20 protein-coding genes are annotated in these 18,605 nt (G+C 54.0%); 15 read left to right on the forward strand and 5 right to left on the reverse strand.

Going from position 1 to position 18,605, the window contains the following annotated elements; all coding sequences use genetic code 11:
• Nucleotide 1: 1 nt before the first annotated feature.
• The 5 genes from HCH_RS24410 to HCH_RS24430 all read left to right on the forward strand — a co-directional run bounded on the left by HCH_RS24410 (nucleotide 2) and on the right by HCH_RS24430 (nucleotide 3,051).
• Nucleotides 2-313: a cupin gene (locus tag HCH_RS24410; RefSeq protein ID WP_011399166.1), complete on the forward strand. Its 312-nt coding sequence runs from the start codon at nucleotides 2-4 to the stop codon at nucleotides 311-313.
• 48 nt (nucleotides 314-361) lie between these two features.
• Complete coding sequence (locus HCH_RS24415; RefSeq protein WP_011399167.1) at nucleotides 362-844, forward strand: GNAT family N-acetyltransferase; 483 nt, start codon at nucleotides 362-364, stop codon at nucleotides 842-844.
• A 15-nt stretch (nucleotides 845-859) separates the two neighbouring features.
• Nucleotides 860-1,570 (forward strand): DNA alkylation repair protein, encoded by a 711-nt coding sequence (locus tag HCH_RS24420; RefSeq protein WP_011399168.1) that lies wholly within the window; start codon nucleotides 860-862, stop codon nucleotides 1,568-1,570.
• Between the two features lie 105 nt (nucleotides 1,571-1,675).
• Nucleotides 1,676-2,170: a DUF2165 family protein gene (locus tag HCH_RS24425; RefSeq protein WP_011399169.1), complete on the forward strand. Its 495-nt coding sequence runs from the start codon at nucleotides 1,676-1,678 to the stop codon at nucleotides 2,168-2,170.
• Nucleotides 2,171-2,262: 92 nt separating this feature from the next.
• A complete protein-coding gene (locus HCH_RS24430) occupies nucleotides 2,263-3,051 on the forward strand; it encodes a substrate-binding periplasmic protein (protein WP_011399170.1) in 789 nt (262 codons plus the stop codon).
• Here HCH_RS24430 and pspF read toward each other — a convergent pair.
• Nucleotides 3,015-4,058, reverse strand: a complete 1,044-nt coding sequence (pspF, locus tag HCH_RS24435) for a phage shock protein operon transcriptional activator (RefSeq protein WP_011399171.1) — start codon at nucleotides 4,056-4,058, stop codon at nucleotides 3,015-3,017. The two genes, HCH_RS24430 and pspF, sit on opposite strands and share 37 nt — an antisense overlap.
• A 227-nt stretch (nucleotides 4,059-4,285) precedes the next feature.
• On the opposite strand from pspF, the gene pspA reads away from it, so the two are divergent.
• From pspA to pspC, 3 genes are read left to right on the forward strand one after another with little or no spacing between them, the layout of a single operon-like run.
• A complete protein-coding gene (gene pspA / locus HCH_RS24440; RefSeq protein ID WP_011399172.1) occupies nucleotides 4,286-4,963 on the forward strand; it encodes a phage shock protein PspA in 678 nt (225 codons plus the stop codon).
• Nucleotides 4,963-5,226, forward strand: coding sequence for an envelope stress response membrane protein PspB (gene pspB / locus HCH_RS24445; protein ID WP_011399173.1), 264 nt, complete (start codon nucleotides 4,963-4,965; stop codon nucleotides 5,224-5,226). The genes pspA and pspB overlap by 1 nt, the downstream gene beginning before the upstream one ends.
• Nucleotides 5,227-5,236: 10 nt before the next feature.
• The gene (gene pspC, locus HCH_RS24450) at nucleotides 5,237-5,626 is read left to right on the forward strand and encodes an envelope stress response membrane protein PspC (RefSeq protein ID WP_011399174.1); all 390 of its coding nucleotides are present in this window, start codon (nucleotides 5,237-5,239) and stop codon (nucleotides 5,624-5,626) included.
• An 87-nt stretch (nucleotides 5,627-5,713) separates the two neighbouring features.
• On the opposite strand, the gene HCH_RS24455 is transcribed toward pspC, so the two are convergent.
• The gene (locus HCH_RS24455; RefSeq protein ID WP_011399175.1) at nucleotides 5,714-6,295 is read right to left on the reverse strand and encodes a PhnA domain-containing protein; all 582 of its coding nucleotides are present in this window, start codon (nucleotides 6,293-6,295) and stop codon (nucleotides 5,714-5,716) included.
• A 235-nt stretch (nucleotides 6,296-6,530) separates the two neighbouring features.
• Between HCH_RS24455 and HCH_RS24460 the strand changes: the two genes are divergently transcribed.
• The 4 genes from HCH_RS24460 (at nucleotide 6,531) to HCH_RS24475 (ending at nucleotide 8,650) form a co-directional block, all read left to right on the forward strand.
• A complete protein-coding gene (locus tag HCH_RS24460) occupies nucleotides 6,531-6,854 on the forward strand; it encodes a hypothetical protein (RefSeq protein WP_011399176.1) in 324 nt (107 codons plus the stop codon).
• Between the two features lie 210 nt (nucleotides 6,855-7,064).
• The gene (locus tag HCH_RS24465; RefSeq protein WP_011399177.1) at nucleotides 7,065-7,520 is read left to right on the forward strand and encodes an SMI1/KNR4 family protein; all 456 of its coding nucleotides are present in this window, start codon (nucleotides 7,065-7,067) and stop codon (nucleotides 7,518-7,520) included.
• Between the two features lie 18 nt (nucleotides 7,521-7,538).
• Nucleotides 7,539-8,144: a hypothetical protein gene (locus tag HCH_RS24470; protein ID WP_041598905.1), complete on the forward strand. Its 606-nt coding sequence runs from the start codon at nucleotides 7,539-7,541 to the stop codon at nucleotides 8,142-8,144.
• Between the two features lie 158 nt (nucleotides 8,145-8,302).
• Nucleotides 8,303-8,650 (forward strand): hypothetical protein, encoded by a 348-nt coding sequence (locus HCH_RS24475; RefSeq protein ID WP_011399179.1) that lies wholly within the window; start codon nucleotides 8,303-8,305, stop codon nucleotides 8,648-8,650.
• A 38-nt stretch (nucleotides 8,651-8,688) separates the two neighbouring features.
• Here HCH_RS24475 and HCH_RS24480 read toward each other — a convergent pair whose 3' ends face one another.
• The 3 genes from HCH_RS24480 to HCH_RS33490 all read right to left on the reverse strand — a co-directional run bounded on the left by HCH_RS24480 (nucleotide 8,689) and on the right by HCH_RS33490 (nucleotide 12,565).
• Nucleotides 8,689-9,141: a hypothetical protein gene (locus HCH_RS24480; protein ID WP_011399180.1), complete on the reverse strand. Its 453-nt coding sequence runs from the start codon at nucleotides 9,139-9,141 to the stop codon at nucleotides 8,689-8,691.
• A gap of 57 nt (nucleotides 9,142-9,198) precedes the next feature.
• Nucleotides 9,199-9,741 (reverse strand): demethoxyubiquinone hydroxylase family protein, encoded by a 543-nt coding sequence (locus HCH_RS24485; RefSeq protein ID WP_011399181.1) that lies wholly within the window; start codon nucleotides 9,739-9,741, stop codon nucleotides 9,199-9,201.
• Nucleotides 9,742-9,865: 124 nt separating this feature from the next.
• A complete protein-coding gene (locus HCH_RS33490; RefSeq protein ID WP_011399182.1) occupies nucleotides 9,866-12,565 on the reverse strand; it encodes a glycosyl hydrolase family 18 protein in 2,700 nt (899 codons plus the stop codon).
• A 254-nt stretch (nucleotides 12,566-12,819) separates the two neighbouring features.
• On the opposite strand from HCH_RS33490, the gene HCH_RS24495 reads away from it, so the two are divergent.
• The 3 genes from HCH_RS24495 (at nucleotide 12,820) to HCH_RS24505 (ending at nucleotide 18,600) form a co-directional block, all read left to right on the forward strand.
• Nucleotides 12,820-15,372, forward strand: coding sequence for an ATP-binding protein (locus HCH_RS24495; RefSeq protein WP_011399184.1), 2,553 nt, complete (start codon nucleotides 12,820-12,822; stop codon nucleotides 15,370-15,372).
• A 171-nt stretch (nucleotides 15,373-15,543) separates the two neighbouring features.
• Nucleotides 15,544-16,431 carry an ATP-binding response regulator gene (locus tag HCH_RS24500; protein ID WP_011399185.1) on the forward strand — a complete coding sequence of 296 codons (888 nt, stop codon included), beginning with the start codon at nucleotides 15,544-15,546 and terminating at the stop codon, nucleotides 16,429-16,431.
• A 168-nt stretch (nucleotides 16,432-16,599) separates the two neighbouring features.
• Nucleotides 16,600-18,600 (forward strand): TonB-dependent receptor plug domain-containing protein, encoded by a 2,001-nt coding sequence (locus HCH_RS24505; protein ID WP_011399186.1) that lies wholly within the window; start codon nucleotides 16,600-16,602, stop codon nucleotides 18,598-18,600.
• Nucleotides 18,601-18,605: the final 5 nt, after the last annotated feature.

Below are 18,605 nucleotides of genomic sequence, written 5' to 3' on the forward strand. Positions count from 1 at the left end.
CATGAAAGTCATCCGTAGCAAAGAATTCACCGCGGATCGCGCCTGGGGCGCGCTCGATATCGCCAACATGAGCGGCGTCACCTGCCGTCTGCACTGGACGGATCAGCCGTATAAGTGGCATGTTAATGATGGCGAAGAGGTTTTCGCCGTCCTGGACGGAACAGTGGACATGCACTACAAGGAGCACGGAGAGATTACAGTCGCCACCCTGCAAACTGGCGACGTCTTCTACGCCGCAGTCGGGACCGAACATGTCGCCCATCCCGTTGGCGCCGCCAGGATTCTGGTGATCGAAAAAGAAGGCTCCGTGTAAGCCGCCCTCCCTTCCCACGAATAAAACCATACACAGCTAGAGGAATACATGACGGATATCAGCATCAGGCAAGCCACCGCAGACGACGCCGCACTCATTCTTAGATTCATCACTGAGCTGGCGATCTATGAGAAAGCGGAGCATGAAGTGAAAACCAATGCGGAGGAGATTCAGCAATCTCTATTCGGGCCTGATTCCAGCACCCACGCCTTGATTTGTTCAGTTAACGGCGAACCCGTGGGCTATGCGGTTTACTTCTTTAACTACTCCACCTGGCTGGGCAAACACGGTATTTACCTGGAAGACCTCTACATTTCTCCCGAATGCCGCGGCGCCGGCGCCGGCAAAGCGCTGCTTCGCCACATCGCAAAAATCGCCGTCGCCAAGGGCTGCGGCCGCTTTGAGTGGAGCGTACTGGACTGGAATGAGCCCGCCATCAATTTTTATAAATCCATCGGCGCCAAGCCCATGGATGAATGGGTGATTTATCGTCTGACCGGCGACGCGTTGACCACTTTCGCCAACGGTTAAACTGAGACAGCGAACATGCAACCCGACGCCACCGCGATCCGCGCCCGCCTGCTCAGCCTCGGCAATGAAGCTATCGCCGCACACTCCCTGCGTTTTTTTAAAACCGAACCAGGAGAGTATGGCGCTGGCGACCGGTTTCTGGGCATCCGCATGCCGACGTTACGCAAACTGGCGTCCGAGTTTCGCGGCGTCAGTTTGTCGGAAACGTTACTGTCACTAAAATCCCCCTATCATGAAGAGCGCATGCTCGCCTTATTGTTGCTAGTGACGCTGTATCAGAAAGGGGGCCCAGAGCAAAAGCAGGCGATATACGAGGCCTACCTGGCCAACACCCGGCTCATCAACAACTGGGATCTGGTGGACGGCTCCGCACGTTTTATCGTCGGGCCTTATCTTGAAGATAAAGATCGCAGTCAGCTCTATACGCTGGCGGCGTCACCCGATTTGTGGGAACGACGCATCGCCGTGCTGGCCACTTACCATTACATCACCCGCCATGACTTTACGGACATTCTGCAGCTCGCAGAAATCCTGCTACAGGATAGCGAGGATCTGATCCAGAAAGCGGTGGGCTGGATGTTGCGGGAAGTGGGCAATCGGGATAAGCGAACAGAGGAGGATTTCCTGCTCAAACATTACCGCGCCATGCCCCGCACCATGTTGCGCTACGCCATCGAGAAGTTTCCAAAGGAGGAAAGAAAGCAGTATCTCCAGGGGATGCGGTAACCCTCGGACATCGGGCCCTCAGGGCAAACCAGCAGCTCCGCGACATTCCGTGCGCCATACCCGGAAGCCGCAAGTTGCGACCAGCAGTAATTACTAAGGAACAGTATGTACACACGTTATTCCAAAATCGCCCTGGTATGGGCCGCCGCTTTATTCGCCACCCTGGTGGCTTTCAACAACCTGACGGACTACGGCTCCAACTTCGCCTTCGTCTCCCACGTATTAAGCATGGACACCACCTTCCCTGACAATCAGGGCATGTGGCGCGCCCTTAACTCTCCCGCGATACACCACAGCGCTTACGCCCTGATCATCGCAACGGAATCTTTGGTGGCGATTCTGTGCTGGATGGGCGGCTACCGTCTGCTCAGAAGCGCGAAAGACGCTGAGCGCTTCAATCAAGCCAAAGGGCTGGCCATTGTGGGGCTGACTCTGGGCGTGATCCTCTGGTTCACCGGCTTTATCGCCATTGGCGGAGAGTGGTTTTTGATGTGGCAGTCCAAAATCTGGAATGGACAACAAGGCGCGTTCCGATTCACGGTCATTCTTGGCGTCACGATGATCTACCTCAATATGCCGGACACAAACACCCAGTCTTGAGTCTGCGTATTTTGCAGCGTTCCCCTTTCTTTGCTATACCTTGAGCAGGGTTTCGGCGAGCGCTGAGCACACATTTTTATTGGGACCCAAGCATGTCACCACCTAAGCAACGCCCGCGTTTTCTGACGCTGTTCCTGCTTTTACTACTGAGTGTCACCACGGCGGCGGATCATGATGTCGTCTTTTACCTTGAAGATGAACCTATCTACACCAGTAAGTCCATACAATCTCCCGGCTTTCTGATGGAAGTGGTGGGAGAGATGAACAAGCTGATGAAATTGAAGGTCAGCGCCAACTTTCTGCCTTGGAACCGGGCGCAGTATATGGCTATTAAAACGCCCAATGCCGTTATCTTTCCACTCAGCCGCACCAAAGACAGGGAGGCCAATTACACCTGGATCTGCAAGGTGTTCGACGTCCCCGTGATGTTCATTACCAAGGAAGGACGCCCGCCTATCAACGATTTCCATACCGCTCGCGAAATGCGAGGCATTGGCGTCATTATCGGCACGCCGCAGGAAGAAATGCTCAAAGCGGAGGATGTGCCTTACATCGCGCTTACCGGTAAGCAGCTGTATGAAGCTTTAGCCGATGATCAGGTGAAAGCCATCTACACCGCCAAGCCCGAGGCCATGCTGGGGTGGAAGCAGGGAGAGTACTCGCAGAAGCTCCAATATGGGCGCCCATTACAAACGCTTCCCCTATGGATCGCCGCCAGCAAGAAATCTCCTAACGTCAAAGTGCAGGATTGGAACGATGCGCTTGACCAGCTCAAAGCGTCAGGGAGGTTCGATAACCTGCGTAAGAAGTATTTCGGCGACGACCCGAAGCTGTTCAGCACGGCTTACGACTTGGACGCGTTATCTCCGTCCAGTAACTGAGGATACTTGCGCAGCGCGGCGCGCAGTTGATGGTAGGTCAGTCCCAGCGCGTCCGCCGCCCGCTTCTGATGAAATTGATTGGCGGCGAGCGCCTCTGCAATCAGGCGCTGCTCAAACTGCGCCATGCGGGTGCGCAAATCCAGGCTCTCCGCCTCCGCTATGGAATCCGGCTCAGGCTGCATGGTTTTCGGCTCAACCGGCTTCGCCTCTTCGACTAAACCAGACGGCCGCCAAGGGCTGTCAAAGGGATCGATTACGACTTCCCTTAACACCTGTTCCTGCGCCCCGTGCCGGTAAACGCTGCGCTCCACCACATTCTTCAGTTCTCGCACATTGCCCGGCCAGTGGTAGTTCATCAATTGCGTCATCGCCTCTGGAGCGAAACCAGCGAACCAGTCATACCCCAGTTCGATGCTCATCTTCAGCGCAAAATGCTCAGCCAGTTCGCGAATATCGTCTTTGCGAAACCGTAGCGGCGGCAGGCTGATAACATCGAACGCGAGCCGGTCCAGCAGATCTCCGCGAAAGCGCCCGCCCGCCGCCATCGTGGGCAAGTCCGCATTGGTGGCGGCGACCACCCGGACATCCACATGCAGCGTCTTGTTGCCGCCGAGACGCTCGAAACGGCCATATTCGATCACCCGCAGCAGCTTTTCCTGCACCTGCATGGAAGCAGTCGCCAGTTCGTCCAAAAACAGCGTGCCGCCATCCGCCCTTTCGAACAGTCCCGCCCTGCCCCGCGTAGCCCCCGTGAAGGCGCCTGCGTCATGACCAAACAGTTCAGACTCCAGCAGCGTCTCACTCATCGCGGCGCAATTCACTTGCAGATAAGGCTGCTCCCAACGGGAAGAGAGGTAGTGCAGACGCTCTGCAATCAACTCCTTGCCTGTTCCTCGCTCACCGATAATCAGTACCGGCCGGTTCAAAGGAGCCACTTGAGACACCTGCTGCAGCACGCGATGCAGCTCTTCCGAACTACCAATCAGGGTTTGGCGACGACCATCCATTAAAAAACCATTTATTAGCTAATTAGGCTAAAAATAAGCTTTAAAAGCCACTTAAGACAACCCAGGAATGAAGAAATATCGCCACAAAATCAAACAAATCCAATATTTTCATGTATTTACAAAAATTGGCACAAGACTCGCTAAGGTCATAGCAACGTTACAACCGACTTCAAAAGCCATCGCGCTTATAGAGAGTGCGCAGGCTATACAGCAAAGGAGATTGATTTATGGGTATTTTCTCTCGTTTCGGCGACATCATTAATGCAAACCTGACCGCCCTGCTCGATCGCGCGGAAGATCCCGCCAAAATGATTCGCATGATGATCCAGGAAATGGAGGAAACGCTGATCGAAGTGCGCACCACCTCCGCCCGAGTCATCGCGGACCGTAAAGAACTCGAGCGGCGCATGGATTACCTGCGTCAGGAGTCCGAAAACTGGGAAGGCAAAGCCCGTCTGGCTCTGAGCAAAAACCGCGAAGACCTCGCCCGCGCAGCTCTGGCGGAAAAAAGCGCCATTGAAGAGAATCTACAGATCGCCGGCAAAGAGTTGAAGGCGATAGAGGAACAGCTCGAAGTGCTGCACGAAGAGATCGCCCAACTGCAGCAGAAACTGGACGACGCCAAGGCCAAGCAGAAATCCCTGGTGGTGCGCGAACAGACCGCTCGCTCCCGCATGGATATCCGTCGCTCCAGCAATCGGGACAAATTGGAAGAAGCCTTCAACAAGTTTGAGGCCTACGAGCGTAAAATGGATGATCTGGAGGCGCAGGTGGAATCCTATGATCTCGGCCGCACCGGCTCTCTGATGGATGAGTTTTCCGAGCTGGAGCGTAACGACAAGGTTGAGCAGGCGCTGGCGGATTTGAAAGAGCGCATGAACGCCGATAGCGGGAGTAAAAACTAATGTCGTCCATTATGGTTTTCTTTTTCGTGCCGACCGTAATCTTCCTCAGTCTGGTCGCCCCGATCTGGCTGATCCTGCATTACCGGACCAAGAGCAAAATACGCCGCAGCCTGTCCGAAGACGAGCGCGACCTGCTGGAAAGCGCGCTGAGGACCGCAGAGCGACTGGAGCAGCGCATTAACGCGCTGGAAACCATATTAGATGCGGATCATGGCGGCTGGCGCACTTACGACAACCGTCATGATCGTCCGCAGCACCATTAAGGAGTACGCCATGAACGAAGCCAACAAGCAAAACGGCTACAACCGCAATCTGTATCGCGACCCTGACGCGGGCTGGATCGCCGGCGTCTGCGCAGGACTGGCGGAAAGTTACGGGCAGCCGGTCTGGCTGGCGCGCATTATCATGCTGTCGGTCTTCATCTTCAGCGGCAGCCTTGGGGTTCTGCTTTATATCGCCGGCGTCGTGTTGCTGGCGAAGCGCCCACGCAACAGCTACGCGCCCAGCCATGGACGCCCGTTGTTTGATTACGGCGAAAGCGCTTCCGACCGCGCCCGTCAGCTCAAAGAGCGCATGCGCGCACTGGAAATGCGTTTGCAGTCCATGGAGCGTTACGTCACGTCCAATCGCTTTAACGTCAACAAAGAGTTCAAGAATCTTTGAGCAGGCGGCGAAGATTAAGATGGGCGGGGTAAGTCCAGAGAAAATCCACGGGGCGACTCAAGTCGCCCCGTTTTCTTTTGGGTAAGCCTATTTGGCTTTCTTCACATACTTGGTGAGAATCACAATCTGCTGGCCGTTGACCCGACCTTCGATATGCTCGGGATTATCCGCCACCAGAGAGATGCCTCGCACGGCCGTGCCGCGCTTGGCGGTGAAGTTGGCGCCTTTCACGTCCAGATCTTTGATCAATGTGACCGTATCCCCCGCTTCCAGCACCGCGCCATTGCTGTCCAGATGACGCACCGCCTCTTCCTTGGCTTCGCCCTCGCCTGTCGCTTTCGCCCACGTCAGCGTATCGTCATCCAGATACAGCATGTCGCTCAAGTCCTGAGCCCAGGGCTCTGCGCTCAATCGCTTAAGCATACGCCACGCCATTACCTGCACCGCGGGAACCTGACTCCACATGCTGTCGTTCAGGCAACGCCAGTGATTAACCTCCAACGTGTCCGGCTCATCCATCTGCCCCCGGCAAACCGCACAAGCCAGAATGCATTGGTCAGCGGAACCATCAGACGCAGGCGGCACTTCATAGATCCCGAGATTATCCGTCGCGCCGCAAAGCTCGCATTTTGATTCGCTACGCGCATGCAATGTCTGTTCTGTACTCATACCTTATCACTCACATCTGAATTTAAATCCGGGACCAGCGCCAAGCGCCGACAAGGGGCGCAAAGATAGCAGATTGGAGCCATATTTTGACATCGATTTAATGAGGATAGACGCAATCCAGATCAATATATGCAGCTGAAGTCGGCTAAAAGCTTTCCTGTATCTGAAGCATCCCTATAATGCCCCCCTCAGACAAGGCCGACCATGGACTTGGCCCGCTACAGGAGGATAAAACATGCGCCCATCACATAAAGCCGCCGCCACATTACTCGCCAGCCTTTTGCTAACAGGCTGCGACGGCCTGATCGACTTGGCGGGAGAAAAGTTTCAAAAGTCGTACTTGATAGAAACCTGCGGCGAAGACGACCCCGCCTGCATCTCAGCCGTGGAAGCCCAATTCGACGCCTGCCACGCCAAACATAAAAAACACTGGGACGCTTACATGGCAGCAAGCGAAAAAGAAGAAGACATTCAACTGGAGCGCTATTCACAAGGCTTATATGAATGCATCGTTGACGAAAACGGCGACCCTTATTTTTATTATGATCCTGATGCTTGATAGGCCATCAAGCATCCGTTTTCCACGATGAAGAGCTAACAATCAGTCACATCAAAAGCTCGCCCTCCCAATAAAGTCCCTCCTATCGCTTTGCCCTTTTTAATAGACATAACCCCACCAAAAAACTACATGAACAAGCTATTCAAAGCTCTCTCATTAAAGGTTATGGTGTGAATAGGCTAAGCGACTAAATGGCTTTCGCGGGGAAAGATGATCGAGAACTTCAAAAAGCAGCTCGGCGAGAATCTAAAAGTCTTAATCAAGTCAGGTCTCATACCTGGCTACTCCGGTATAGGCGCCAAAGAACTTTGCAAAGTAGAAGAATATGCTTTGGGCTCGCTCCCCTATGTTTACAAGGAGTTCCTTATAACTTGCGGCAAGGAGCCATCCCGCTATTTCAAGGAAGTTTCCATTGATCTGTACCCTGACTTATTAGAACTCAAAGATGTATTTGACGAAGCTAACTCAGAAGCAAAATCCCCTGTGACGCTAGAAAGCGACGTATTTCTTATTGGCGAATACTCCGGCGAGCAATTCTGGTATTTCAAAATGAGCGATGGTAACGACCCTGCTGTATACTTTTTATCAATATGGGACAACCATACATACAAAGAAGATGACCATCTATCAAACTTCCTGCTATCGATTTCTGGTGTAAGGACATAGCAGGATAGCCTGAATCTAATGCAATTCAACTTACCGACAGATACTTGGCGATACAAGATAGGACTAGCATGCTGGGATCTTGATGTGATGCACCCTGAATTTATAAGTAGTGATTCAGATAAGCAAACTCTCCTTAGAACATCTGTCTTACGCACACTCAGTTCTCTTGGCGACTTCGCCAAACTGGGAAGTCTGTCAATTACGACAAGCTCTGTAGGAGAGGATGCTGCGCAGTTTAATCCTGATGCCAGTGAGGAATCACTGGAAAACTTCCTGCTCAATTACCACGACATTTTAGAGGTAGAGGCAGACTTGGATTTAAGCCTAGTAGGCAATGATGGCATTGAAAACTGGTTAAAAGGAGGAGTTACACTCTGGTTTCAGTTAGAAGATGAGACAGATAGAAGCTCACCTCTTCGTTTACTTATGTCCTTAAACGTAGATATTTATTTTTCAGAAACATCTGGTGAAATAAAAGACAACCATGCTCTTTCATCAATGAATGCGCCTCGACTTAACAACTTCTTAACCAGACTGACAAAAGAACAAGCAAAAATAATGGATATAGATGCGCCAGGATACTTGGGCCAAATTGATAAAAGGGGGTTAATAAAGCCAACATGACCCCAGGCGAATTTAAAATAGCAATTATCGAAAATGAGTTAGCTACCGCAGATGAGCTAATTGGCGCAGCGCCCAGCGATATTATAAACCTAGAAAAGTCGTTTTCCGTCCAACTTCCAGATAGTTATAAAAGCTTCCTTCTTTGCTGAGGTAAGAATATGGGGAAGCTTGGCTCCACGCTAATTTTATCTTATCCCGACATACTGAACCTAAGAGACTCATTGGATAACTTAATAGAAGAAGAGGAATTGGGAATAAGAACCCCTAAAAAGTCATTTGTTTTTTCTTCTTTTGATGAGTTGATATTTGACTTTTTTATCTGCAACGGAAATCCAGACCCTGTTGTATATAGAATAGACGAAGGAAGAAGCCACATAGAAGATAGAGGGTCAACCTTCACTGACTATTTTTTCAGGCTAATTGAAACCTGTGACAAATCAAAAAGTAACGGCGCATTCAAGTACTATTGGAATGGCGAAGGCGTTATCAAAGAGCCTTTTAAGTAGCTCCTTCTTGCATACATCCTCTTATACCAAAATATCACTCACATTTTATCACCACCATTAACCAACCTCCTGTAATTGTTCGCAAAAACAACGTACACAATCACCAAAGCACCTCCATATACTTGGGCATTCCCATTGATATATCCACGATAAAGCATGGCGCCAAGAAACAGATACATAATCACCTGCATAAGACGCCCAAACGCCAAGTAGGCGGCGTAGGCTTTAAATGGCAGGCGTTGTTTCAGGAACTGGTCCGCTTTGTTTAGGCATGTTCCCACTAGATACAGTGCGGCAAGGGCGCTGACAATGATTAAGATGACTTTCCAAAAACTCCAGGAGATTAGCCAGGAGAATGACGAAAGCTTCAGTTCGAGTAAAAGCGGAATGATGAAGCCAAAGAACAGGATCAGGGAGAACACGCTGATAAATACTATCAAGGGTGTTTTCAGTGCGGAGACAACTTGTCTTCTTGTGTATTTTTCGCTCATAAAATCCTGTTAAGGCGGGCCGAATTCAAACTAAGCAGCGTAAAACATCTTCGTTATCTAGAGGCGCATTCCCATCCAGATTACAGCTTCTGTGCACTGGCTGATAATGTTGTAGTAGGGACGATAGAAGATGCAGTCCTGATTAGCTTCCATTCCAACTTGTTGGTGTTCTTCTTCGTCTTTAACGATCTTGGCTACGGCGTCATAGGCGGCTTGGTCGCCCAGTTTTTCTAACGCCTGAAGCTGCTCGCGTAAGTGTTTCAGAACCACGGTTTCCACCGCCGCGGTGCAGGCCAGCACCGAATTTTTGCCCAACAGGCCGGATATCAGTCCCAGCACAAAACCGCCTACGCCACACAGCCAAAGACTGGGACAGCGACGAATGCCCCTGCGTTTGAGCTCTGCTCCAAAAATGCGGTGATGCTCTTTTTCGTGGACTAAAAATTCTTCCAGAAGCCCCAGGTGTTTGGCGCCAGTGAGGCGTGCGACGACAATCTGCGCGCGATAGATGTTGATGGCGCCGAATTCGCCAGCGTGGTTAACCTGAAGAATTTTACCCGGCGTATTTTTAGACCCGTCTGCGAGGGCGCTGAGATCCATGATTGACTGCTACTTCTGTTTACAACTACTGGGCCGCACACAATATCCGCAGTCTGGATATTAAACAAGCAAAGGCACCGTTCAGGCGCCTTCGGAGTCGTATTGATCTATACAGTGCTGACGGTTACAGACCGAATTGCTCGAAGTACGCCTTATGGCTCTTGGAGAACTCGTAATTGTTGAACTTGTCCCAGTTGATGGACCAGGTCATCAGCCCCCGCATATTGGGATAAACGCCTTTAGGCTGATAAGTTCCGCAGTTCTCTTTCTTCATCAGGCAGTCCAGCGCGGTTTGCACGTCCTGTACGGAGGTGAAGCCGCCGCCGGCGTTAACGCTGGCCGGCAGACCAATCGCGATCTGGCTCTGCTTGAGCGCAGGAAACATCATGTTGGGGTCTTTCTGCACGGGAAAGCCCGCCAGCAGCATATCCGTCATCGCCACGTGGAAATCCGCCGTGCCCATGGTGTGGTACTGGTCGTCCAGTCCGACTATAGGTCCTGAGTTGTAATCCTGCACATGCAGCAACGTCAGATCATTACGCATCGCGTAGATCACCGGCAGATACGCGCCACAACGAGGATCGGCGCCACCCCATTGACCACTGCCGTAAAAGCTATAGCCGTTCTGCACAAAGAAGGTCTCCGGCGCCATGGTCAGCACGAAGCCTGCGCCATACTTGGCTTTGAGCTCTTTCAGGGCGGCAATCAAATTGACGATAACCGGCGTGGTCGGATTACGGAAATCATTGTCGCCGGAGTTCAGATACAACGAGTGTCCTTCAAAATCGATGTCCAGACCGTCCAGACCATATTTGTCGATAATCGCCGACACAGACCGCACGAACGCGTCTTTCGCTTCCGTACTGGTCAACTGCACCTGTCCGTTGGCGCCGCCAATGGAAATCAGCACTTTTTTGCCCTTGGCCTGTTTGGCGCGAATCGCGGCTTTGAAGTCCGCTTCGGACTCCACATTGGCGCATTCGGATACCGGACACAGATGAAACTCCACTTCTCCAGAGGTTGGAGAGGTCGGTTCTGCAAATGACAGGTTGATCACATCCCAGTCATTGGAAACGTCCGCCATGCGCACATAGCCGGAGCCATTGGCGAAGCTCGCATGCAGATAGCCGATCAGGGCGTGTTTGGGCAAGCCGCTGACAGGGCCTGGGCCGCCGTCGTCAGGATTGCCGCCATCGCCATCTCCGGGGGTGTCTCCGTCACCATCTCCCGGTGTATCGCCATCACCGTCGCCGGGATTATCCCCGTCGCCGTCTCCGGGATCGTTTCCCCCGTCATCGCATTCGCCTTTTTGCTCCCACAAGGTTGGCGTGGAAGCCGGGTTCCAATTGGCGCCTACATGCGCGGTGTGAGTCACCAACGCGGTGTACACGGACCCGCTGTATGACGCCACATCCCCTGCCTGATAAGTCACGCCCTCCCGCCATACTGCGCAACTGGACGGGTCAGTAGGGTCTGTCGGATCAGTAGGGCCGCCTGGGTCGGTTGGGTCCGTTGGATCAATCGGGTCTGTAGGACCGCCGGGGTCGGTTGGGTCCGTGGGATCGGTCGGCGCGCCGCCATCATCATCGCAGACGCCAATTTCTTTCCAGACGCCCCATTGACCGGACTGAGAAGGCGTCTCGCCCTGAGTCCACCACTTCGCCTCGTAAACCTTTCCGTCATAACTGACCTTCATGCCCTGGGTGTACACCGCAGATGCGCTCCAGACGGTAATATCGCAGGCACCCGGGTCAGTTGGGTCAGTTGGATCGGTTGGATCGGTTGGATCGGTTGGATCGGTTGGATCGGTTGGATCGGTTGGATCGGTTGGATCGGTTGGATCGGTTGGATCGGTTGGATCGGTTGGATCGGTTGGATCAGTTGGATCGGTTGGATCGGTTGAGCCGCTTACCACATCCCAAATAGTTTTCATCAAGGACGTGTCGTCATGAGTATCCTGGGAAATTTCCCAGAACATGACGCCCCCGGCTTCAGCCAGGGCCAGCTCCGCTTTGGCGCGAATCGTAGGCTGACCGTTGTAATCCAGGCCGCCGGCGTCATCACGCTGAGCCGCGGAAGCGCCGTAGCGGGCGATCACGTCTTTATAGGCGACCCAGTCTTTATGAGAATAGAAAGGCACGCCCAATACGGCTTTTTCCTGCGGCAGGCCTTCATTGAACTTCCAGTGACTTAAAGCGCTTTGAGCATGTTCATACGTGGAATGAGGATAGCCCAGGTCGTATACCATCAAATTCAGAAAATCGACGCTGCTGATTACGTCAGCGTCCACACTGCCGGGAAAGTCTGTGGCGGTGACGGCGGCGGTAAGGATTTTACCTTTGGCGTGCAGCGCCTCGCCAAGCTCCTGCATCAGCACCTTGAAATTACTCGCTTCGGCGCCCGCTTCAGGATATTCCCAGTCCAGATCAACGCCGTCCAGACCATATTGGTCCACCATACTCATGAGATTCTGGATAAAAGCAGCGCGGGTTCCGCTGTTTGCTGACAAAGCCGCGAAGGCGGAATCATCGCCATCGTTCCAACCGCCGACAGCGATCTGTACTTTCACGCCGGCGGCGTGCGCTTGCTGCACCAGGGCGCTCAGCCGTTGCGAACCGCCTTCCAGAGGTTGCAAGCCGCCATTGGCGGTGGGAAGCACAAAGGAATAATTGATATGAGTGACTTTGTCATAAGGAATGCTGTTCACATCCCCCTGCCAGGTGGGGAAATATCCCACCACCTTGAACTCCGCCAGCGCCTGACCGGCCATCAATCCGGTCGTCAGCGCCAGCGAGAGCATACCTGTTCTCTTGAGTGGATTCATATTATCACCCTTCCATTGACTATTATGGCCTTATTGGTACGCCAATGGTTATACATTAAACAACCAATTGGTATCATCCGGAGTTATGATTTTTTCTATGCTATTTGGGTGATGACCTGCCTGCGCCTTTCAAGCCGTAAGGCGCGCCGCAGCCCTTTTGGGTATGAACTACACTTGTTGGATATTTTCCGCGTATATAACAATTAGACCCTGGGCAGACAGTCATAACGTAAAGGAATTCCAGCGACGCCTGCATGCGCAAAACTTCCAATCGAATACTTTCCGCACTGTTGCTGATCACGGTGGTCGCGCTGGCGGCCACGCTGTTCCAACACTGGCAGTTGCATTTCGTCAGCGACATGTCGCGAAAAATCATTGATCAGGACCGGCTGCTGTTCAAACACCTTGATCAGGTGGGGCTGGGCTTCACGCGACTCTACGCCACCCTCGAGCGTCTCCCCATGGAGTCGGACCCTGAAGCCCGCGGCGCGACTCAGGCGCGCTTTTTGGAAAGGTATAAAAGCCTGTCCGAACTGATAAACCTCTCACCGTCACGGGCTATCATGGAAAACACCTCCGCCATTGATGATGAGCTAAACAGGCATCTGCGGGAAATCGCCCTGCTTGGCGAACAAATGTTTCACTACATGGAGTCTGCGTCGCCGGGCGCCGCCATGAATATTCTCCATGAAAAAATATCCCCTCTGCGGGATAACGCCATCAATCTGCTGAACCGTCAGCAAGAGCTCGTCGATCATTACGTGCATCGCTCCTCCCAAGGTATTGAGGAAAGACTGCGTTTTATTGAAGGCGTCACTGTCATCAGCGTCGTTGTATTACTCATCACCTGCCTCGGCTCCGGCTTCCGGTTAACTCACACCATCATCCGCCCTTTCAGAAGGGTCACCCGTCACCTTCGCGCCATGCAGGATCAGCCGCAGTTCATCAACCTGCCGGAAAAGGATCGCGACGACGACCTGGGGCTGTTCATACGCACTCTGCACAATTTGTTGCAGCGCCTGCAGCAAGCCAATCAATTACTGGCGGGCGCAAAGAACGTAGCGGAAAGCGAGGCGGAGAATCGACGGGAGGCCGAGCGGCAAACCCGCGTGCAAAAAGACATGCTGGCCAGCATTATCGACCACATTCCCGTCGCGGTTTTCGCCAAGGACGTCAAAAACGACTACCGCTTTTTAATCTGGAACAGCCTGGCGGAAAAGCTGTTTGAAGCGAACCGCGAAGATATCATCGGCAAGACTGACTACGACATCTTCCCCAATAAGGAAGAAGTGGATTTCTTTCGCAGCATCGACGAACAAGTAATGCGATCCGGAGAAGTGGTTAACGTTGAGGTAGAACCAATCACCACTTCCCGCGGCACCTGGTTGGCGCATACCACCAAAGTGCCGATTTTCGACGAAAAAGGCGAGCCGGAAACGCTGCTTGGCATACTGGAGGACATCACCGAAAAACAGCGCGCGGACGAGCAACTGCGAGAATATGCGCAGCAATTGGAGCGACAAACCCGGGAGCTGACCGCCGCGAAAGAAAAAGCGGAGCGCGCCAACCGGGTGAAATCCCAGTTTCTGGCCAACATGTCCCATGAACTGCGCACTCCGGTGCACGCCATTCTTGGTTTCACCAGCCTGTGCCTGAAGCGGGTCAAAAATGTGGACGAACTGGCGTACGAGCACCTAAGTGAAGTCAAAACCAGCGCGGAGGGGTTGCTGGATCTGTTGAATAACCTGCTGGATCTGGCGAAACTGGAGTCCGGCCGCATGGTTTACGCTTTCACACCCGTGGACATCCTCGCCGTTCAGGAAAAGCTTCTGAAAGAACTGCGCCCGCTTTGGGAGAAAAAGGAATTGCAGATAGTGACGGAAGACTTGCTGGACTCGCCCTATGTTGTGTGCGACGGCGCGAAAATAACCCAGGTCCTGCGCAACCTGCTCAGCAACGCCATTAAGTTTTCCCCACAACAGGGCCGCATTAGGCTACGCATCGCCCATCGCATGCCGGATATGCATGAACTGCTTGGCCTGCACGGTTTGACGCTGGAGCGCCTGAACAAAAAAACGGCGCAGTTACTGCAACAGCCCGCCAAGCTCATACAACTCTTCACTTCTCCTGCGCCTTGTTTAAATGAGGCCGGGTCCGCCATGGAGCTCTCCTATACTTCCGCCCCGGAAGAGAACTGCCTGACGGACACCTTACGTCGGCTCAACCGCGAGCTGCCCTGGGACGAGAGTCACTCGGCGATCTACCTGATTCAAGAGGGCGACGTAATCGCCCCTACTCATCTGGAAGGCGTCCGCGCCCACTTCGATGGCGAGCCAACCAGCGTCTACGCCTGTAACTGGCGCCGCGCAGGAGGGCTGAGCGAGCGTAAGGCGGAGAAGCTGGCGAAGCTGGCGCAGGAAGTCGGCGTGCTGCAGGGCCCCTGTTGGAAATTGGCGGATGTGGGGGAGCTACAGAGAAAAATTGTAGGTTTGGCCCCCCTGCCCCATGAATCGCAAAACAACATATTGCTGCTAGAGTTATCTTTGATGGACACGGACGAGCCAGTGTTCGCCTTCAGCGTTTCCGATCAAGGCGCCGGCATTCCGGAAGCAGAGCTGGAAAGTATTTTCGATAAGTTCGTTCAAAGCAGCAGCACGGACACTGGCGCAGGCGGGACCGGACTGGGTCTGGCCATATGCCGTGAAATCATCAAAGCTCACCGAGGGCTCATATACGCCCGCAATCATGAACAGGGCGGCGCCGACTTCACTGCGCTGATACCGGAAGCGGAGCCCTCGCCCACCTGATATCAACATGGCAATGATATTGGCATGTCAATGTCAGGCGCATGGATGCGCCTGCGTAGCGGCTAGCCGTGGGAGACAGGGCCTGACCTGTGCGGGCCCTGTCGTTGCAGGCAAATAGAAGGAAGCTATTTGTCTGCCTGATTAATAACAACAAGGACAAGAGCGCTCAGCATGCATGAACAAATACTTGCGATAGACGACGATGAACGCAATCTGCGCTTGATCCGCGCCTATCTGGCCGATACCGGCTATGACCTCATCACGGCGGCGGACGGAGAGGAAGGCTGGGGGACGCTGGAGCGCCACCTTTTCAAGGTGGACCTTATCCTGTTGGACCGCATGATGCCGAAAATGGACGGCATCGCCTTTCTCCAGCGCCTCAAAGAGCACCCCAGCGCCAAAGACATCCCTGTGATCATGCAAACCGCCGCGGCGGAGTCCGGGCAAATCCGGGAGGGCATTGACGCCGGCGCCTATTACTACCTCACCAAGCCCTATGAAGAAGAAGTGCTGATCTCGATCATCAAAGCCGCCCTGGAATTCGGCAAAGAGTCCCACAAGCTCATGATGGAGCTGGGAAAAAATAAATCCCTGCGACATATGGCGCGCCAACTTACATTGAGTTTCGCCACCGTGGAGGAAGCCGAACAGGCGTCGATTCTGCTGGCGGACCTGTTTCCCTTCCCTCCCAAAGTGGTGACCGGGCTGGCGGAGCTGCTGGTTAACGCCGTGGAGCACGGCAACCTCGGCATCACCTATGACGAGAAGACCGACCTCAATCTGCAGGGAGAGTGGATGAACGAAGTACAGCGACGCCAAAAGCTCCCGGAAAACCAGAACAAGCGCGTGCAGGTGGAATTTGCAAGAACCGACGACGCCATCACCATCGCCATTACCGATCAGGGACCGGGCTTCAACTGGCGAGAGTACCTGCAGATCAGTGTGGAGCGGGCCACGGACAACCACGGAAGAGGCATCGCCATGGCCAACTTGCTGAGCTTCGACGAGATGACCTATGAAGGCGACGGCAACCGGGTCGTCTGCAAAGTGCTCTTGTAACGATGGCGGCCCTGAAGCAGAAAGCGATTAACAAAGCGAGGAGAAAAAAACGTATCGAACTCCGTGAATAATACCATTCCCATAAACGCAAATAAGAATCATTATTGACAGAAGTCATTTTTTATTAAATGATAATCATTATCATTTAACTGTCGATAGTGGTTGTTCGTGTCGCATAAATCTCACCCTTTTCTACTAGTTACACTCACCGCCCCTCTCGTCGTTGCGCTTCCGCAACAGGCGCTGGGCGATACGGCGGCGACAGCGCTCGACACCGTCGTGGTCACCGGCACCCGCAGCGAAAAGCTGTTGATGGAAACGCCCGTGCGCACAGAGGTGGTGACGCGAGAAGAAATCGAACGCAAACACGCCCGTGACGTGAAAGAAGCGCTTGAAGACGTCCCCGGCCTGATGCTGAAACGAATTCACGGCAAAAGCGGTTATGAAGTCTGGCTGCAAGGCCTGGACAGCAACCGCGTCAAAGTGCTTATCGACGGCGAACCGGTCGCCGCCAGCACCGGCTCCAGTGTGGACGTCACCCAGATCGGCAGTCTCAATATCGAACGCATCGAAGTCGTCAAAGGCGCCACCTCCGCGCTTTACGGCAGCGCCGCCATGGGCGGCGTCATCAACATCATCACCCGGGATATCGAACCGGGCCTGCATTACGAAGCCCTGGCGGAAGCCGCCAGTTTCGGCAAAGACAATATCGGCGGTGAAACGGCGGACATCGGGACGCGCCGCGCTTCAGCAAGACTGTCTGGACGGGACGGCGTCTGGTATGGCGCGCTCAGCATGGACTATCGCGACAGCGACGGTTTCGACGCCACGCCGGAAGACTGGAACACCCAGGGCGCCGAAGGCGAGCGCGGCGACTGGTCGGCACGCCTGGGCTGGGAGCCCGACCAGAACCAGTCCTACGAGCTGCTGGGCGGCTATTATCGCGAAGACCTCAATCATCGCATTTCCACCAACGCCGCCGGTAAAGAGATTCGCAAGATCAAAGAGGAAGAAGCGGAACGCACCCGTCTGGGCGCATCCGCCGCCTGGCGCACGGCTGTCGGCGATATCCAGGCCCGCTTGCTGCAGGAGCAGTTCGATGACGTCACTTACCAGGACGCCATCGCCACCGCCGTTAAGGAAGACCGCCGCAGCGCCAGCATGGAGAGCCGCAGGGCGACCCTGGACTGGAGCTACGCCCTGAATGACGACCACCTGCTTTCCGCAGGCCTGGAAGGGTTCGAAGAAACGCTGGAGCAGCGTCACGACGACACCATCGAAGTGCCCGCCGGCACAGATCGCCACAGCATCGAAATGTACCTTCAGGACGACTATTTCGTGAATGACCGCCTGGAAATCATCCCCGGCGTCCGCCTGCAGCGAGACAGCGACTTCGGCTCTTACGCCGCCCCCAAAATCAATGCGCGCTATGAACTGATGCGCGCAGACAGCCTGACCCTGTTTCTGCGCGGCGGCGTAGGCCGCGGGTATCGCGTGCCCAACCTGAAAGAGCGTTACTACGTGTTTGATCACAGCCACCTCGGTTACATGGTGCTGGGTAATCCGGATCTGCAACCGGAAAAGTCCGCGAGCTATCAGCTGGGGTTCGGCGTTTACGGTGATCAGGGCGCTTATGTGGATCTCAACCTGTTCTACAACGACATTACCGACCTGATCGAGACCGCTTTCGACCCGGAAGCGACTGCGGACCGGGGAGACGGAGTATCCGTACACCGCTACACCAATATCGCCGAAGCCAGAACCCAAGGCGTGGAAATCAGCGCCGCCTATCCGCTGTCGTCACAATGGAAAATCCATGGCGGCTATACCTGGATGGAAAGTGAAGACAAGCGCACCGGACTGGAGCTGCCGAAACGCCCGCGCCATCAGGTAAAACTGGGCGCCGATTACAGCTTCGCCGACTGGGGTACGCAGTTGTCTCTGGACGGCGTCTATCAATCCCGGGAGTTCATCGACGTCGCCGGCTCCATGGAATCGCCGTCCTGGAGCACGCTGGATTTCAAGGTCAATCAGCCGCTGCCCTGGGGCGTCACCCTGTTCGGAGGGGTCGACAACCTGACTGACACACAACGGGATTTCAAGGACTCCAGCGACTTCCGCCCGGACGAGGGACGATTTTTCTACCTGGGCGTGCGCATCAAAGGATGACGCCT

It is taken from the genome of Hahella chejuensis KCTC 2396 (assembly GCF_000012985.1).
Classification (GTDB): Bacteria; Pseudomonadota; Gammaproteobacteria; order Pseudomonadales; family Oleiphilaceae; genus Hahella; species Hahella chejuensis.

Coding starts and splice junctions, on each gene's coding strand:
- HCH_RS24480 (WP_011399180.1), bottom strand. CDS start 9,141: ATGAGCGAAAAATACACAAGAAGACAAGTTGTCTCCGCACTGAAAACA.
- HCH_RS24425 (WP_011399169.1), top strand. CDS start 1,676: ATGTACACACGTTATTCCAAAATCGCCCTGGTATGGGCCGCCGCTTTA.
- HCH_RS24485 (WP_011399181.1), bottom strand. CDS start 9,741: ATGGATCTCAGCGCCCTCGCAGACGGGTCTAAAAATACGCCGGGTAAA.
- HCH_RS33490 (WP_011399182.1), bottom strand. CDS start 12,565: ATGAATCCACTCAAGAGAACAGGTATGCTCTCGCTGGCGCTGACGACC.
- HCH_RS24465 (WP_011399177.1), top strand. CDS start 7,065: ATGATCGAGAACTTCAAAAAGCAGCTCGGCGAGAATCTAAAAGTCTTA.
- HCH_RS24455 (WP_011399175.1), bottom strand. CDS start 6,295: ATGAGTACAGAACAGACATTGCATGCGCGTAGCGAATCAAAATGCGAG.
- pspF (WP_011399171.1), bottom strand. CDS start 4,058: ATGGATGGTCGTCGCCAAACCCTGATTGGTAGTTCGGAAGAGCTGCAT.
- HCH_RS24500 (WP_011399185.1), top strand. CDS start 15,544: ATGCATGAACAAATACTTGCGATAGACGACGATGAACGCAATCTGCGC.
- HCH_RS24415 (WP_011399167.1), top strand. CDS start 362: ATGACGGATATCAGCATCAGGCAAGCCACCGCAGACGACGCCGCACTC.
- HCH_RS24470 (WP_041598905.1), top strand. CDS start 7,539: ATGCAATTCAACTTACCGACAGATACTTGGCGATACAAGATAGGACTA.
- pspC (WP_011399174.1), top strand. CDS start 5,237: ATGAACGAAGCCAACAAGCAAAACGGCTACAACCGCAATCTGTATCGC.
- HCH_RS24420 (WP_011399168.1), top strand. CDS start 860: ATGCAACCCGACGCCACCGCGATCCGCGCCCGCCTGCTCAGCCTCGGC.
- HCH_RS24475 (WP_011399179.1), top strand. CDS start 8,303: ATGGGGAAGCTTGGCTCCACGCTAATTTTATCTTATCCCGACATACTG.
- HCH_RS24460 (WP_011399176.1), top strand. CDS start 6,531: ATGCGCCCATCACATAAAGCCGCCGCCACATTACTCGCCAGCCTTTTG.
- HCH_RS24410 (WP_011399166.1), top strand. CDS start 2: ATGAAAGTCATCCGTAGCAAAGAATTCACCGCGGATCGCGCCTGGGGC.
- pspB (WP_011399173.1), top strand. CDS start 4,963: ATGTCGTCCATTATGGTTTTCTTTTTCGTGCCGACCGTAATCTTCCTC.
- HCH_RS24430 (WP_011399170.1), top strand. CDS start 2,263: ATGTCACCACCTAAGCAACGCCCGCGTTTTCTGACGCTGTTCCTGCTT.
- pspA (WP_011399172.1), top strand. CDS start 4,286: ATGGGTATTTTCTCTCGTTTCGGCGACATCATTAATGCAAACCTGACC.
- HCH_RS24495 (WP_011399184.1), top strand. CDS start 12,820: ATGCGCAAAACTTCCAATCGAATACTTTCCGCACTGTTGCTGATCACG.